Origin of the sequence: Micromonospora sp. NPDC005367 (assembly GCF_040606825.1) — a bacterium.
Taxonomy (GTDB): Bacteria; Actinomycetota; Actinomycetes; order Mycobacteriales; family Micromonosporaceae; genus Micromonospora.
Map to the genome: position 1 here is coordinate 22,693 of NZ_JBEXFP010000061.1, position 13,851 is coordinate 36,543.

A 13,851-nucleotide genomic window follows, 5' to 3' on the forward strand; every position below is an offset into this window, starting at 1 on the left:
GCCGGCATGAGCGAACGGATCTTCCTCCTGCCCGACCTCGGCGAGGGGCTGAGCGAGGCGGAGATCGTCGAGTGGCGGGTCGCGGTCGGCGACACGGTGACGGTGGACCAGACCGTCGTCGAGGTGGAGACCGCGAAGGCCGTCGTCGACGTGCCCTGCCCGTACGCCGGGCGGGTGGTCGCGCTGCACGGGGCCGCCGGTGAGGTCCGCCCGGTCGGCCAGCCGCTGATCACGATCGCGGTGTTGGACGGCGACGCGGCGTCCGCGCCCGGGAGCGCCCCCGAGCCCGCCGGGCACGCCAGCTACCGCGAGGAGGAGCGGGCCGGGTCGGGCAACGTCCTGATCGGGTACGGCACCGGGCACGGACCGGGACGTCGTCGCCGCCGCCCGCGGCTCGCGGTCGCCCCCGAGCGGGCCGTCGTCCCGGCCCCGCGTGCCTCGTCCGAGCCCGTGGCCACGGTCGTCTCGACGGGGCACGGCGCGCCGGCCGCACCGCTGGTCATCTCGCCGATCGTCCGGCGGCTGGCCCGGGAACACGGGGTGGACCTCACCACTTTGACCGGCACCGGCCGAGGTGGGGTGGTCCGCCGCGCCGATGTGGAGGCCGCTCTCGCGGTGTCCGCGCCGAGTGCGGCGCCCCAGCCGCCCGCGACGTCCGACAGCGCGGATCTGATCATTCCGTTGACCGGCATCCGCAAGGCGATCGCCGACAAGCTCTCCCGCAGCCGGCGGGAGATCCCCGAGGTGACGATCTGGGTCGACGCGGACGCCACCGCCCTGCTGGAGACCCGGGCCGCGATCAACGCCGCGCGCCCGGAGCAGCCGGTCAGCATCCTCGCGCTGCTGGCCCGCATCTGCCTGTCCGGGCTGCGGCGTTACCCGCAGCTGAACGCCCGGGTGGACACCGAGGGGCAGCGGATCGTCCAGGCGGCCGGTGTGCACCTGGGCATCGCCGCCCAGACCGACCGGGGCCTCGTCGTGCCGGTGGTACGCGACGCTCAGCGGCTGACCACCGCGGAGCTGGCCGTCGAGCTCGCCGGGACCACGGCCGCCGCGCGGGCCGGCACCCTCGCGCCGGCGCGGCTCACCGGCGGCACCTTCACCTTGAACAACTACGGGGTGTTCGGTGTGGACGGCTCGACGCCGATCATCAACCACCCGGAGGCGGCGCTGCTCGGGGTGGGGCGGATCGTGGACAAGCCGTGGGTGGTCGACGGGCAGCTCGCGGTTCGTAAGGTCGTGCAGATCAGCCTCACCTTCGATCACCGGGTGTGCGACGGCGGGGTGGCCGGTGGCTTCCTGCGGCACGTCGCGGACTGCGTGGAACAGCCCGCGCTCCTCATCGCGGCCGTCTGACCCACGCGAAGGGGCCGGCACCGCGAGGTGCCGGCCCCTTCTGCCGTCCTGGCCCCGGCGACGCGCTGCCGCGTCGTGCCCGGCGCCGAATGGTGGCCCGACGCACCGGGCCACCGGCTGGTTCAGCTGGCGCTGCCGCCCGTCGGGGTCAGCACCACCTCGGCGCTGGCCGTCTGCGGCGGAACGTCCGGGTCGGTCGGCGCGTCGGTGTACTCCGCCACGAAGACCGCGCGCAGGTTGTCGGCACCGCCGTGACCGGGGTCGAGGAAGGTGGTGATGGTGCCGGTGCAACCGGTCGCCGTCGAGAGCGGGTGGCCGTGCTCGTCGTGGCCGAGGATGTACGTCACCTGCACCCGCGAGCAGTCGACCGGCAGGTCGTCGGTCACCCGTACCTCGAACGCGACGGTCTGCCCGAACTCGAAGGGCTGCCCGGCGGTCGGGGTGACGAACTCGACGACCGGTGCCCGCGGCCCGACCAGTAGCGGCAGAGTGGCCGCGGCCGAACGCCCGGTGCTGTCGGTGACCTTCACCGTCGCGTTGTACTGGCCGTTCGTCTGGTAGGTCCAGCTCGGGTTCGGGTCGGTGGAGTCGACCGAGCCGTCGGCGTCGAAGTCCCAGGCGTAGCGCAGCCGGTCACCGTCCGGATCGACGGTCCCGGCGCTGGAGAAGTGCACCGTCAGCGGGGCCTGCCCGACCGTCGGGTCGGCGCTGATCTGCGGGATGGGCGTGCGGTTGCCGCGGACGAAGTCGATCCGGGACAGCTGCGCGTCCGGGTTCTCGGCGAAGTAGCCGTCGCCGTACTCCAGGACGTAGAGCGCGCCGTCCGGGCCGAACTCCATGTCCATCGGGTTGTCGACCACCAGCGACGGCACCACCGGGCGGATGTCGCGCACCTCGCCACGCTTGTCGAGGCGGAACTCCTTGATGTAGTCGCGGGTCCACTCGTAGAACAGCGGCACCCCGTCGTAGTAGGCGGGCCACTTGGTCCGGGAGGTGTTGCGCCCGTCGTAGTCGTACGCCGGGCCGCCCATCGGACCGATGCCGCCGGTGCCGAGCTGCGGGAACTCCCCGGACGCGGCGGACGGGTACCACACCTGCGGCGCCTCGACCGGCGGCAGCCAGCGCTGACCGGTGTTGTGCGGCGAGTCGTTCACCAGGCGCTTGCAGTCGAAGTACTTGCCGGGGGTGTTGGTCGCGAAGTCGAAGTCACGGTACGGCAGGCTCGGGGTGGCGCAGTACGGCCAGCCGTAGTTGGCCGGCTTGTCGACCACCATCCAGCGGCCGTGCCCCGCCGGCCCGCGGTCCGGGTTCGACGCCCCCGCGTCGGGCGAGTAGTCGGCCAGGTAGACGTCGTCGGTGCGGCGGTCGACGGAGAACCGGAACGGGTTGCGCAGCCCCATCGCGTAGATCTCCGGACGGGTCTTCGGGGTGCCCGGCTTGAACAGGTTGCCCTTCGGCACGGTGTAGCCGCCGCCCGGCTTCACCTTGATCCGCAGCAGCTTGCCACGCAGGTCGTTCGTGTTCCCCGCGGTGCGCTGCGCGTCGAACGCGGGGTTCCGGTCGGCCCGCTCGTCGATCGGGGTGTAACCGTCGGAGAAGAACGGGTTGGTGTCGTCGCCGGTGGAGAGGTAGAGGTTGCCCTTGCTGTCGAACTCGATCTGGCCGCCGACGTGGCAGCAGATGCCCCGGTCGACGGGCACGTCGATGATCTTCTGCTCGGTGGCGAGGTTGAGCTTCATCCCCTCGAGCTTGAACCGGGACAGCCGCAGCGCGCCGCGGAACCGCTGCCAGTCCTGCTCGGTGCCGACGAACGGCGCGTCGCCCTCGTTGACGTCCGGCGTGCTCGGGTCGTCGGCCGGCGTGTCACCGGGCGGGGAGTAGTAGAGATAGACCCACTTGTTGCGGGCGAAGTCCGGGTCGATGGCGATGCCCTGCAGGCCCTCCTCGTCGTGTTCGTAGACGGGGACGTCGGCGGCGAGGGTGTTCAGGCCGGTACGCGGGTCGTGGATTCGGACCTCGCCGGTGCGTGCGGTGTGCAGCACCCGCAGGTCGGGCAGGACGGCGAGACTCACCGGCTCGCCCGGGAAGTCGTTGAGCGTCACCTTCTGGAAGCTGGAGTCCGGCGGTGCGGCGGGCGCGGGCGCGGCGGCCGACGGCGCGGCCGGGGCGGCGAGGCCGGCGGTGACCAGCGCCAGGGCGGACAGGACGGCGGTTCTCTTCTTCACAGTGGTTCCCCCGGGTGTCGTGGTCAGTAACGAAGCGACGCGAGGTAGTCGAAGCCGACGCGGGCGGTCTCCAGCGCGTCGGCGGGCGTGCGCGGCGGCGTACCGGCGTCGTCGCGCTCCACGATGTACTCCTCGATGCCGGCCTCCCGTTCGTGCGCGAAGATCCGGCCGAAATCGATGAGGCCGTCGCCGAGGTCGGCGAAGCTGGCTTCGGTGTTCATGTCCTTGACGTGGACCTGGCGGATCCGGCCCCGGTTGGCGCGAATCAGGTTGATCGGGTCCTGCGCGCCTCGCCACGCCCAGAAGAGGTCCAGTTCAAAGTGGACCAACCGTGGGTCGGTCTCGCCGGTGAGGATGCCGAACCCGGTCCCGCCGCCGGTCAGCGGGACGAACTCGAGTTGGTGGTTGTGGTAGCCGAACTCCACGCCGGCGCGCTCGGCCATCCGGCCGGCCCGGTTGAGGTCACGCGCGAGCGTCCGGTAGACCTGCGGGTCACGAATCGGCTGCCCCGCGGCGTCCAGCCCGAACCACGGGTGCACGAGCTTCCGGCAGCCCACCGTGTTCGCGTCGTCGAGGGCGCGTGCCCAGGTGTCGGCGTCGAAGGGTTGCGGGATGGCCGTGTGGCCCGAGGTCGCCCGCAGCCCGGCCTCGTCGAGGGCGGCGCGGAACTCGGCCGCCGTCCGGCCGACGAAGCCGGCGTGTTCGACCCGCCGGTAGCCGAATCGGCGCAGTGCGGCGAGCGTGCCGGGCAGGTCGGCGGCCAACTGGTCGCGCAGGGTGTAGAGCTGGATGCTGATCCGGTCGATCGGCACTCGCCGCCGGCCTCCGCCGTGTCCCGGGCCACCGGAGGCCGACGCTGCCGAGGCGCCGAACAGGCCGGCGGTGCCGACCGCGGCGGCGGAGACGGTCGCCGCGCGGAGCAGCCCGCGCCGGCTGACCGTGTCGGACGCCTCCGGCGGCTCCGACGCCTGTCTGTTCTGCTCCATGGTGGTGTTCCCCTCCCTGCCGGACGCTGCTCATCCGGCGGTCACGGGTCGACCAGCCGCCTTGTCCCGGGCGCGCCGGACCGGCCGGAGCGGCTCCGGCGGACGGGGCGGTCGGCGTACGGGTGGGGGACGAGCCCACCCGGGGCGCGCCACTGTCGGCGGGGCGGGCAGCGGATCGATCTATGGGCAACTATCTATCTGGCACGTCACCGTACCCTTGCCGCCGGTCGAAGGCAAAGGTTCTGCCGGGGGAACCGAACTTTCGCTGCGGCCGACAAAAGTTGCCTGAGGCTCACGTCTGCGCGGACGAGCCGACGGGTTCCGCCGGCCGAACTCCAGTCGGGTGGCGTGGTCGAATCGGGTCGGCACGGCGCGCGCCGGTGCGGACGGGACGGTGCCGTCGCGTCGGGCGCGCGCGGGCCGTACCCGCCCGGCACGCGCGACCATGGCCGCCGCCGACCATCAGTCGCTTTCGGCGCAGCACCGGAAAATGCGGCCGATAATTGTCACCCCCATATTTTGCGAATTGCGGGGGAAGTCGTACCGACGTAGAGAGAATGGGCGTACGGAAGCGGACAACGGGGGGACGCATCATGAGGTTGAGGCGGCGTTTGACGCTGTTGGGGGTGGTCGTCGCGGCCACTCCACTGGTCCTGGTCGGATGCACCGCGGATTCGAAGGACGGCGACGGGCACGGGAAGAAGCATGCGGCGCCGCCGGAACTCACCGTGACGCCCGGAGAAGGCACGAAGAACGTGCCGATCAGCGCCGAGGTCGGTACCCGGGTCGCCGGCGGTCGCGTGTCCGCTGTCCGGATCACCGACGACAAGGGCAAGGAAATCAAGACGGAGCCCCGCGAGGACGGGTCCGCGTGGGTGCCGAGCGCGCCGTTGCAGCCGAAGCGGACGTACACGGCCGAGGTGACCGCGACCGGCGACTCCGGTAAGACGACGACACGCAAGACGACCTTCACCACCATGCCGAAATCGACCAAACCGGCGGTGACCAGTACTCTCTATTTCGGCGACAAACGGACGTACGGCACCGCGATGCCGGTGACGGTCGCGTTCGACCCGCCCATTCCGAAAGAGGCCAGGGCGGATGTCCAGCGACGGTTGTTCGTAAAGACGAATCCGCCGCAGCCGGGTGTCTGGTCGTGGGTGGAAGACGGTAGCCAAATCTATTACCGGGCGCCCGATTTCTGGCGGCCGGGTACGACGATCAGCGTCCGGTCCGGTCTGGAGGGGCTGCCGATCGGCAAGGACCTGGTCGGCGACGAGGACCGGAGGTCGACGTCGAAGATCGGTCAGCAGGTCTCACTGGAGATCGACAATGGCACGAAGCAGTTGTCGGTGCTGCGTGACGGCAAGGTGATCCGCAAGATCCCGGTCAGCCTCGGCAAGCCGAGCACGCCGACGTCCAGCGGCAAGATGGTGATCATGGAGCAGTTCCAGTTCACCACGTTCGACACGACGGGTTCGGCCGACCCCTACGTGGTGGACGTGGAGGACGCGCAGCGGCTCACCTGGGGCGGTGAGTTCATCCACGGTGCCCCGTGGTCCGAGGGCGAACAGGGCAGCACCAACACCTCGCACGGCTGCACCAACGTCTCGGCGGCTGCCGCGGACTGGCTGATGAACGTCACCAAGGTCGGTGACCTGGTGACCGTCAAGGGCACCGAGGTGGAGTTGCAGTACGGCAACGGCTGGACCGCGTGGAACGTCAGTTGGGACGAGTTCGTCAAGGGCAGCGTGCTGCCGGTGCCGAGCGGGCTGAAGCCCGCGCCGAGCCAGCCGGCGCACCCGGGTGCGGTCGCCGGCGGTTCGCCGGCCCCGCACCCCTCGGTGAGCGGCGGCTGACCGCCGTACCGCCCGGGGCCGGCCCGCCCACCGTGCGGGCCGGCCCCGCCGGTCCGGCCGGTCCGTCGCCGTCCGGGCCCAGGCTTGATCGTTCTCGAGATCCTTGACGTCGGGGTGTCCGGTCGCTGCGGATACCCCGACTTCATGGAAGGCGAGTTGATCCCGAAACGTCGCGCTGCGTCCGGACACGACCATCCGCACATTTCCTCCGCCGATTCTTTGGCGGGCCGTCACCAGGCCGGTCGGCGTCGCGGCGCGTCGGCGTGCCCCGTACGGTCCGGGTCGCGGGGGATCAGGGTCCGGTCGGGGTACGACCCTGGGCGTACCCCGAATCACTCTCCGGCAGGAACCGGACTGTCGGTGGTCGAGACTAGATTGGACGGCATGGGAGAGCAGCTCAGCGACCGTTTCCACGTGCAGGTGAACGTGGGCGACGAGAGCGTGGACGTGCGCGCGGTCGGCGAGATCGACGTCGCCACCGTGGGGGCGCTCCGCTCGGCGCTCTGGGCCGCGCCGTCGCGGCGGGTGCTGCGCGTGGATCTGTCCGGCGTCCGGCTGCTCTCCGCCGCCGGAGTGCGGGCGCTGGCCGCCGCGCACCTGCGCGTGCGCGCGCAGGGCGGCGAGCTCGTGCTGGTCGACCCGGATCCGGTGGTGGCCCGGGTGCTTCGGGTCACCGGGCTGCACCGGGTCGTCGCGGTCGTCCAGTCGTCCGGTCCGACCGCGGGCCCGCCCGCACAGGCCACCTCGCTACCGCGATCCGCGGCGCCGGTCCCACCCACCGCCGCACCCGCACCAGCTCCGTCGCCGGTCGCACCTGTCGAATCGTCGGTGCCGGCGGCGCGTCCGGTACGGACCGGGCCGCCGCGTCCGGTGCTGGTGGCCGCCTGAAGCCGGCGTCGGCCGGGAGCGGACCTTGGGGCGCGCGGGGCCGCCGATGTCGGTCGACGGCCCCGGCGAGCGGTCAGCGGACGCCGAGCAGGTCCACCACGAAGATCAGGGTTTCGCCCGGGCGGATGACCCCGGCGGCGCCCCGGTCGCCGTAACCCAGGTGCGGCGGGATGACCAGCCGGCGGCGGCCGCCGACACGCATGCCGACCACGCCCTGGTCCCACCCGGCGATCACCTGTCCGCCGCCCAGCGGGAACTCGAACGGCTCGCCCCGGTTCCAGGACGAGTCGAACTCGCGCCCGCTCGCGTGTCCGACGCCGACGTAGTGCACGGTGGCCAGCTGCCCCGGCTGGGCCTCCGGGCCGTCGCCGACGGTGAGGTCCTCGACCACGAGGTCGGCGGGGGGAGCACCCTCGATCGGGGCGACGTCGGGCTTGCCCGAGCGGGCACCTGCTGGCTGGTTCATCCGGAAGTCTCCTGCCGTGTTGGGTCATGTGGCCCGGTCAGCTCCGATCCTGCCGGATAGTGGGGGGCCGATGTGCGGCAGCCCGCCACCGTGTCCGCGACGGACCAGCCGGCACGCGGACCGGCGCGGCCATCGCGAGCCGACCTCGTCGGAGCGGTCCCGCCGTACGCGCCGTTGAAATAGGCTCGGGGGCGCCCCCTGCCTCAATCCGTCGTCGCCGCGCCGAGCGGCGGGGACGACCCCGGGAAAGCGGTCGATGCGGAGGGCGCCGGGTGGGCGACGCGACGTTTTCGGCGCCGCCGTGGGCCTGGGCGGCGGTCAGTGTGGTCATCGCGATCATGCTCGCGGTGGATGTGCTCTCGCACCGGGACAACCACGTCATCGAGCTGCGCGAGGCGTTGATCTGGAGCGCCGTCTGGATCGGCGCCGGCCTGGTCTTCGGCCTGGTCATCTGGTTCTGGCGCGGCGGCGAGCCGGCGGTCGCGTACTACTCCGGATACCTGTTGGAGAAGGCGCTGTCGGTGGACAACGTCTTCGTCTTCGCCCTGCTCTTCGGCTACTTCCGGGTCCCCGCCGGCTACCAGCACAAGGTCTTGTTCTGGGGTGTGGTCGGGGCGTTGGTGTTCCGGCTGGGCTTCATTCTCGCCGGCGCCGAGCTGCTGCGGCGGCTGGCCTGGGCCGGCGTGGTGCTCGGCGCGTTCCTGATCTGGACGGGCTGGCGGTTGGCCGTACGCGGCGAACCCGACGTGAACCCGGAACGCAGCCGGGTGGTGCGGCTGTTCCGCCGGCTCGTCCCGACCACGCCCAGCTACCACGGCGACCGGTTCACGGTACGCATCGACGGCCGGCGCCGGGCCACCCTGCTACTGGTGGCGCTCGTCGCGATCGAGGCGACCGACGTGGTCTTCGCGATCGACTCGGTGGCCGCGATCCTGTCCATCACCACCAACACGTTCCTGGTCTGGACGGCGAACGCGTTCGCCGTGCTGGGGCTGCGCAGCCTCTACTTCTGCCTCGCCGGGCTGCTGCGTCACTTCGGCCACTTGCGGTACGGCCTGGCGGTGCTGCTGGCCTTCGCCGGGCTGAAGCTGATCCTCGCCGAGACGCCGGTGGGCAAGCTGCCGCTCTGGCTCACGTTCGCGGTGGTGGTGCTGACCCTGTCGGTGTCGATCGGATGGAGCGCGCTGTCCGTCCGGCGGGGGCGCGGCCGGGCCCGCGGCCGCTCGGCGGACCGCCCGGCCGGGGGCGGGGAGCCCTGACGCCGCGATCCGGCAACGGCCTCGGGCGACCGATCACCACCGGGCCGGCGGCGGTGGCCGAGCGGGTGATCGCCACGGCCAGGTCAGGCCGGGGCGGTCACCGGCCGGGCCAGCTGCGCGGCGAGCACCGCAGGCGCCTCGGCTAGCGACGGTCCGTACCAGGTCAGATGCCGGCCGGAGAGTAGGGCGCAGGGCTTACCGGGGAAGGCGTCGGGGCCGTCGCCGGCGGTGAAGCGGTACGGCTCGTCGGGGAGCACCACGAGTTCCGCGCCGATGTCGCGCAGCTCGGCGAGCTCCGGGCGGGGGTAACGCTCGGGGTGTCCCTCGTAGAGGTTCAGCGTCCCCAACCGGCGCAGCACGTCCCCGGCGAACGTGTCGGATCCGAGGACCACCCAGGGGCGACGCCAGACCGGCACCACCGCCCGGCGGGCCGGCGACAACCGCGGCGGGTCGGCCCAGGCGCGGCGGGCGGCGTCGAGCCAGGCCGGCTCCCGCGTCGCGCCCAGGTCGGCGAGCAGTTCGGTCAGCTCGGCGAGCGCCTCCGGCACGGTACGCGGGTAGGTGACCCGCACCGGCACGCCCGCGGCGACCAGCGCGTCGGCATCCTCCCGGCGGTTCTCCTCGACGTTGAGCAGGACGAGGTCCGGGCGCAGCGCGAGCACCCGAGCCAGGTCGGGGTACTTGCTGCCGCCGACCCGCGGCACGTCCAGTCCCGCCGGGTGGGTGCACCAGTCGGTGGCGCCGACCAGCACGCCGGGCAGGGTGACCGCCACGGCCTCGGTCAGCGACGGTACGAGCGACACGACCCGCACGCTCCACCTCCAGGTCTCGGCGCTGCGGCGACCGAGCGGACGCCGATGGGTCGATCATGCCTGGCCGGCGTCGACCAGCGCGGTCACGTCGAGGTGGGCCGGGCGGCAGTCGGCGGTGTCGACGTAGCGGCGGATCGCGGTGCTCACATGCTCCCGCAGTCCGGCGGTGCGCGTGCCGGCCACGATCTCCACGCGGAGCCACAGGTCGGGCCGGTGCGGATCGCCGGTGAGCACCACCCGTGCCCGACGTATCCGCGGATCGCCGGTCAGGTCGCGTTCCAGCGCCCGGGTGAGCGCTGCGGCGGCCAGCCGGGTCCGCCCGCGCGGGCCCGGGTGGACGAGTGTGCCCCGCCGATCCTCGCCGGTTCCGCGCAGCTCCCGCAGCAGCAGCCACAGCCCGCTCACCGCGGCGAGCAGCCCGGCGGCCGCCGCGGCCAGCGCGCCCCAGGGCGCGGCGAGCCGCCAGGAGTGGCGTGGCCCCGCGCCGAGCAGCTCCCCACCGGGGTCACCGCCGGGTGGCCCGCCGAGGTTCAGCGCCAGCGCGACGCCGCCGAGCGCGACCAGCAGCAACGCCACGACGGTCCAGAGCACCCGGTGCGCGGCGTTGGTCACGCCGCCCGCCGCCGGGGGAGCAACCGCACCTCGATCCGGCCGGGTCGGGTGACGGCCAGCCGGTGCAGTTCCTGACGCACTGCGAACTCGACCTCGCCGCGGGTCGCCGGATCACCGACGACCGCCACCCGCGGTCGCCACTCGGCGCCGTGCCGTCGTACCCGGACCCGGGCCCGCCGGACACCCGGCACCGAACCGGCGGCCACGGTCAGCCGCCGCTCCAGGCAACGGCGGTGCAGGTGCCAGCCGGCCCCGGCGTCCACCCGCAGGGGTGTCCACCGGCGCAGCTCGGCGGCGAGGAGGCAGAGCCCGAGCAGGAGGACGGCGATCGCCGCCGCGCGTACGGCCGGTTCGTCCCACCGGGTCCCGCCGAGCGTCGCGGCCCAGCCGGCGCGGTCGACGAAGAGCGCCGGGCCGCCGGCCGCGGACAGCAGCGCCTCCACGGCCAGCAGCACGCCGCCGACGAGCAGGACGACGGCGAGCAGCAGCGTGGCCAGCCGGTTGGCGGTACGCATCTCAACCTCCGGCGGTCCGGCCGGTCACGTCGGCACCGGCACGTCCACGCCCGGTACGACGACGTCCTGCACCGTGACGGTGACTTCACGTACGGCCAGCCCGGTTGACGACTCCACCCGCTCGATCACCGCGTCCCGGATCGCGTCGGCCACGGTCAGCACGCTGTGCCCGTACCAGGTGACGACGTCCACGTCGACGCTCACCGCCCGGTCGTCGAGGCGGACCGTCACGCCGTGCGGCCGGGCCGGAACGGCGACCAGCGCGTGCACGCCGGGTGCCTGTCGGGCCGCGTGGGCGCTGATCCGCGCGACGGCGTCCGGGGTGACCCGGGTGGGGGTCCGGTCGATCGGGTAGCTCATCGCTGCCTCCCTGTCGGTCACCGCCGCCGTACGGCCCGGTCGCCGAGTCCGGTCACCGCGACGTCGCCGGCCAGCACCCGGCGGGCGAGCCAACCGACGACACCGGTCAGCAGAGTGATGCCGGCGATCCCCGCGCCGGCCAACACCCAGACGGCCACCAGCAGGAGACCGGCGAGCAAGCCGGATCGTCGTGACATCGCACCTCCCGACCGGCGCGCTACCGGCGTGGATCTGGATACACGCTCGCCGCGAGTCGGAACATGGCCGATCTGTGATTCAGCTCACAACTGTTGGGTTTGGCTGGTCGTGGCTCCGGCACGGGCCGCACCGGCGACGCGCCCCCCATGATCCACCCCTAGACTCGGCCGGTCGACGAATCGGCGGATGGATCAGGCGGATGACGATCACCGGCAGTGACGAGGGCAGGCTTCTGCGGGCGTTGCCCCTGGCGGGCGGGCGGGCCCCGCTGCTGCACCGCGCCGGTCACCAGGTGTACCCCACGCACCGGCTCGGCGAGCTCGTACCGGGACGCCCGGCGGGCATCACCGGCAACCAGTGGAGTACGGCCAGCCGCGAGGGATACGACCTCGTCATCTGTTCCGGCGACACCGGTCAGATCCTCGCCGCGGTCGAGATCGGTCCCGCCGTGCCGAGCGGCTCGCCGGCGCAGCGGGCCGAGCGGATGAAGGCCACCGTCGCCGCGGCAGCCGGACTGCCGGTGCTGCGGATCGAGTCGTCCACACTTCGACCCGCCGACCATGGCCGTCGCCTGGTGGAGTACGTCCTGGACGCGCGCGGCTACGCGGCGGCGACCGAGCCCGAGCCGGAGGGGCCCGCGCCGACCGGGTTCCGCGAGATCCTCGGCAGGCTCCCCGACGGGCGTACGGGGCACGTGAACGATCTGGGCGCGCTGGCCCGGGCGGCGGCGGTGGAGGCGTACGTCTCCCGCCGGCTGGTCGACCCCATCGTGCGCGGCCTGCACGTGCGGTGGTCCGGTGGACCGGCAGAGGGGTGGAGCTGGGTGGAGGTCCGCCCCGGACGCTGCCTGGTCGAGCGGGTGACGGTCCGGGAGCACGGCTTCTCCTGCGGCATCGACCCGGCGCAGCTGGCCGAGGACCTCGCCGCGGTCGCGATCGGTGAGCGGCTGCGTGACCTGGACGACGCGGAGCCGGAACTCGTCGGCAGGGAGGCACTGCGGGCCGACATCCTCGCATTGCAGGCCCGGCGGGACGAACTGGTCGGCGGTTTCGCCTTCGACCATCTCTGCGCCGACTGAGTCCGCCGCCTCCTGCACCGCCGCCCGTACGACCTGACCAGCGGCTATCAGTGCCCGCACGGGGCGGTCGGTGACCACCCGGACAATTTTTCCGGCGACCGTTGAACCGCGACCGTGGACGTTCCGTACCTCAGCGGGAATGGACAGGATCTCTCCCGTCCGCGGCACCTGAGGCGGGAGACGGTACGGAAATGTCATCGTCGGCCATCGACGTGTGACGGTACGCCAGGGGTGCAGTCCAGGCGTGCGCGCAATTCCGACGGCCGGCGCGGCACGGATCCACCGGATCGCGGAGGAGAGCAATTCGATGCGCAGGTCCACACGGGCGCGCCGGTCGTCCGGTAACGCACAGAGCAGGCGGCTGCTGGCCGTGCTCGGCACCCTCGCGGTCTTCGGCGGGATTGTCGCCGTGACCCAGATTTCCTCGGCCGAGAATCTGGGGTCCGGTAGCCCTCGGCCGGTGGCGGGAGCCTGTGTGCAGCCGAGTCCCGGTGCGGCGCCGCCGGGCGGCCGCGACTTCACCGGCCGCAGCTGGCAGCACGGTCGGTGGGTGCGCAACCACTGGGGCGACGGACAGCAGTGCCGGCCGGGCGCGGGCAGGGGCGGCGGCTCCGGAGGCTCCGCGATCGCCTGTCCGGACGTGGCCGGTCAGCTCCCCGAGGTGCCGCGCCGCGCCCGGGCCGAGGCCGAACGCAACCTCAGCCAGTTGCAGACCCAGATCGCCGAGGCCGATCGGCGCCTGGCAGCTGAGGGGGACCGGCGCGAGCAGTTCGTCGGATGGCAGGGCGGTTACTACGTGGAGAGTTCCCTGCTGAACGAGCAGGGGCTGGTACGGGGCCACTTCCACACCGCCTGCCGGATGCTGGACAGCCTCGACGCTCCGCCGGCGCCGCAGGAGGTGCCCGCCTTCTTCGTGGCGACGGAGGACGGCGGCGGTGGCGCGGAACCGGACGAGGCGACCACCCAGGTGCCCGGCCTGCCTGAGTCCGGCATCGCGCAGTGCGCGGTCCGGGCCGGTGACGGCTCGCACCGGCTGCCGATGATGGAGCGGGCCAACCAGACCCTCGCCTTCGACGCGGTACGCATCCAGGTCGGCTGAGCCGGACCCGGCGCGGCCGGTCCGCCCGGGACGATCCCCGGGCGTCCACGAGGATGCGCTGCCCGCCCGGGTGGCGGCGCCCGTCCGCTACCGGCGACGGGCCTGATCACGCAGGTGCGTGGCGGCAGCCGGACCGGT

Annotated in this window: 13 protein-coding genes and 1 pseudogene; 6 read left to right on the forward strand and 8 right to left on the reverse strand. The window is 72.9% G+C overall.

Translation table 11 applies throughout. From position 1 onward, the window contains the following. Positions 1-6: 6 nt before the first annotated feature. Complete coding sequence (locus tag ABZS42_RS28695; RefSeq protein WP_355150509.1) at positions 7-1,356, forward strand: dihydrolipoamide acetyltransferase family protein; 1,350 nt, start codon at positions 7-9, stop codon at positions 1,354-1,356. Positions 1,357-1,478: 122 nt separating this feature from the next. Here the strand turns inward: ABZS42_RS28695 and ABZS42_RS28700 are convergent, their stop codons facing one another. Together ABZS42_RS28700 and ABZS42_RS28705 are read right to left on the reverse strand one after the other, a co-directional pair. After that, positions 1,479-3,581, reverse strand: a complete 2,103-nt coding sequence (locus ABZS42_RS28700; RefSeq protein ID WP_355150511.1) for a PQQ-dependent sugar dehydrogenase — start codon at positions 3,579-3,581, stop codon at positions 1,479-1,481. 23 nt (positions 3,582-3,604) lie between these two features. Further along, positions 3,605-4,567 carry a sugar phosphate isomerase/epimerase gene (locus tag ABZS42_RS28705; RefSeq protein WP_355150513.1) on the reverse strand — a complete coding sequence of 321 codons (963 nt, stop codon included), beginning with the start codon at positions 4,565-4,567 and terminating at the stop codon, positions 3,605-3,607. A gap of 593 nt (positions 4,568-5,160) precedes the next feature. Between ABZS42_RS28705 and ABZS42_RS28710 the strand changes: the two genes are divergently transcribed. Together ABZS42_RS28710 and ABZS42_RS28715 are read left to right on the forward strand one after the other, a co-directional pair. Continuing rightward, positions 5,161-6,426, forward strand: a complete 1,266-nt coding sequence (locus tag ABZS42_RS28710; RefSeq protein ID WP_355150515.1) for an Ig-like domain-containing protein — start codon at positions 5,161-5,163, stop codon at positions 6,424-6,426. Positions 6,427-6,810: 384 nt separating this feature from the next. After that, positions 6,811-7,128: pseudogene (locus ABZS42_RS28715) on the forward strand (STAS domain-containing protein); the annotation flags it as partial. A 259-nt stretch (positions 7,129-7,387) separates the two neighbouring features. Here the strand turns inward: ABZS42_RS28715 and ABZS42_RS28720 are convergent. Continuing rightward, complete coding sequence (locus tag ABZS42_RS28720) at positions 7,388-7,780, reverse strand: FKBP-type peptidyl-prolyl cis-trans isomerase (protein WP_355150517.1); 393 nt, start codon at positions 7,778-7,780, stop codon at positions 7,388-7,390. Positions 7,781-8,052: 272 nt separating this feature from the next. On the opposite strand from ABZS42_RS28720, the gene ABZS42_RS28725 reads away from it, so the two are divergent. After that, positions 8,053-9,039: a TerC family protein gene (locus tag ABZS42_RS28725; protein ID WP_355150519.1), complete on the forward strand. Its 987-nt coding sequence runs from the start codon at positions 8,053-8,055 to the stop codon at positions 9,037-9,039. An 83-nt stretch (positions 9,040-9,122) separates the two neighbouring features. On the opposite strand, the gene ABZS42_RS28730 is transcribed toward ABZS42_RS28725, so the two are convergent. Genes ABZS42_RS28730 through ABZS42_RS28750 form a run of 5 tightly spaced genes read right to left on the reverse strand, consistent with a single transcriptional unit; the run spans position 9,123 to position 11,535 of the window. After that, on the reverse strand, positions 9,123-9,851 hold the full coding sequence (locus ABZS42_RS28730; RefSeq protein WP_355150521.1) for a helical backbone metal receptor: 729 nt from the start codon (positions 9,849-9,851) through the stop codon (positions 9,123-9,125). Positions 9,852-9,905: 54 nt separating this feature from the next. Beyond that, positions 9,906-10,463 (reverse strand): hypothetical protein, encoded by a 558-nt coding sequence (locus ABZS42_RS28735; RefSeq protein WP_355150523.1) that lies wholly within the window; start codon positions 10,461-10,463, stop codon positions 9,906-9,908. After that, positions 10,460-10,978, reverse strand: coding sequence for a DUF6286 domain-containing protein (locus tag ABZS42_RS28740; RefSeq protein ID WP_355150525.1), 519 nt, complete (start codon positions 10,976-10,978; stop codon positions 10,460-10,462). The genes ABZS42_RS28735 and ABZS42_RS28740 overlap by 4 nt, the downstream gene beginning before the upstream one ends. 24 nt (positions 10,979-11,002) lie before the next feature. Continuing rightward, the gene (locus tag ABZS42_RS28745; protein ID WP_355150527.1) at positions 11,003-11,338 is read right to left on the reverse strand and encodes an Asp23/Gls24 family envelope stress response protein; all 336 of its coding nucleotides are present in this window, start codon (positions 11,336-11,338) and stop codon (positions 11,003-11,005) included. A gap of 17 nt (positions 11,339-11,355) precedes the next feature. Beyond that, positions 11,356-11,535 carry a hypothetical protein gene (locus ABZS42_RS28750; RefSeq protein ID WP_355150529.1) on the reverse strand — a complete coding sequence of 60 codons (180 nt, stop codon included), beginning with the start codon at positions 11,533-11,535 and terminating at the stop codon, positions 11,356-11,358. 200 nt (positions 11,536-11,735) lie between these two features. On the opposite strand from ABZS42_RS28750, the gene ABZS42_RS28755 reads away from it, so the two are divergent. Together ABZS42_RS28755 and ABZS42_RS28760 are read left to right on the forward strand one after the other, a co-directional pair. After that, a complete protein-coding gene (locus tag ABZS42_RS28755; RefSeq protein ID WP_355150530.1) occupies positions 11,736-12,614 on the forward strand; it encodes a DUF2726 domain-containing protein in 879 nt (292 codons plus the stop codon). A 307-nt stretch (positions 12,615-12,921) separates the two neighbouring features. Further along, positions 12,922-13,713: a hypothetical protein gene (locus ABZS42_RS28760; protein ID WP_355150532.1), complete on the forward strand. Its 792-nt coding sequence runs from the start codon at positions 12,922-12,924 to the stop codon at positions 13,711-13,713. Positions 13,714-13,851 lie beyond the last annotated feature (138 nt).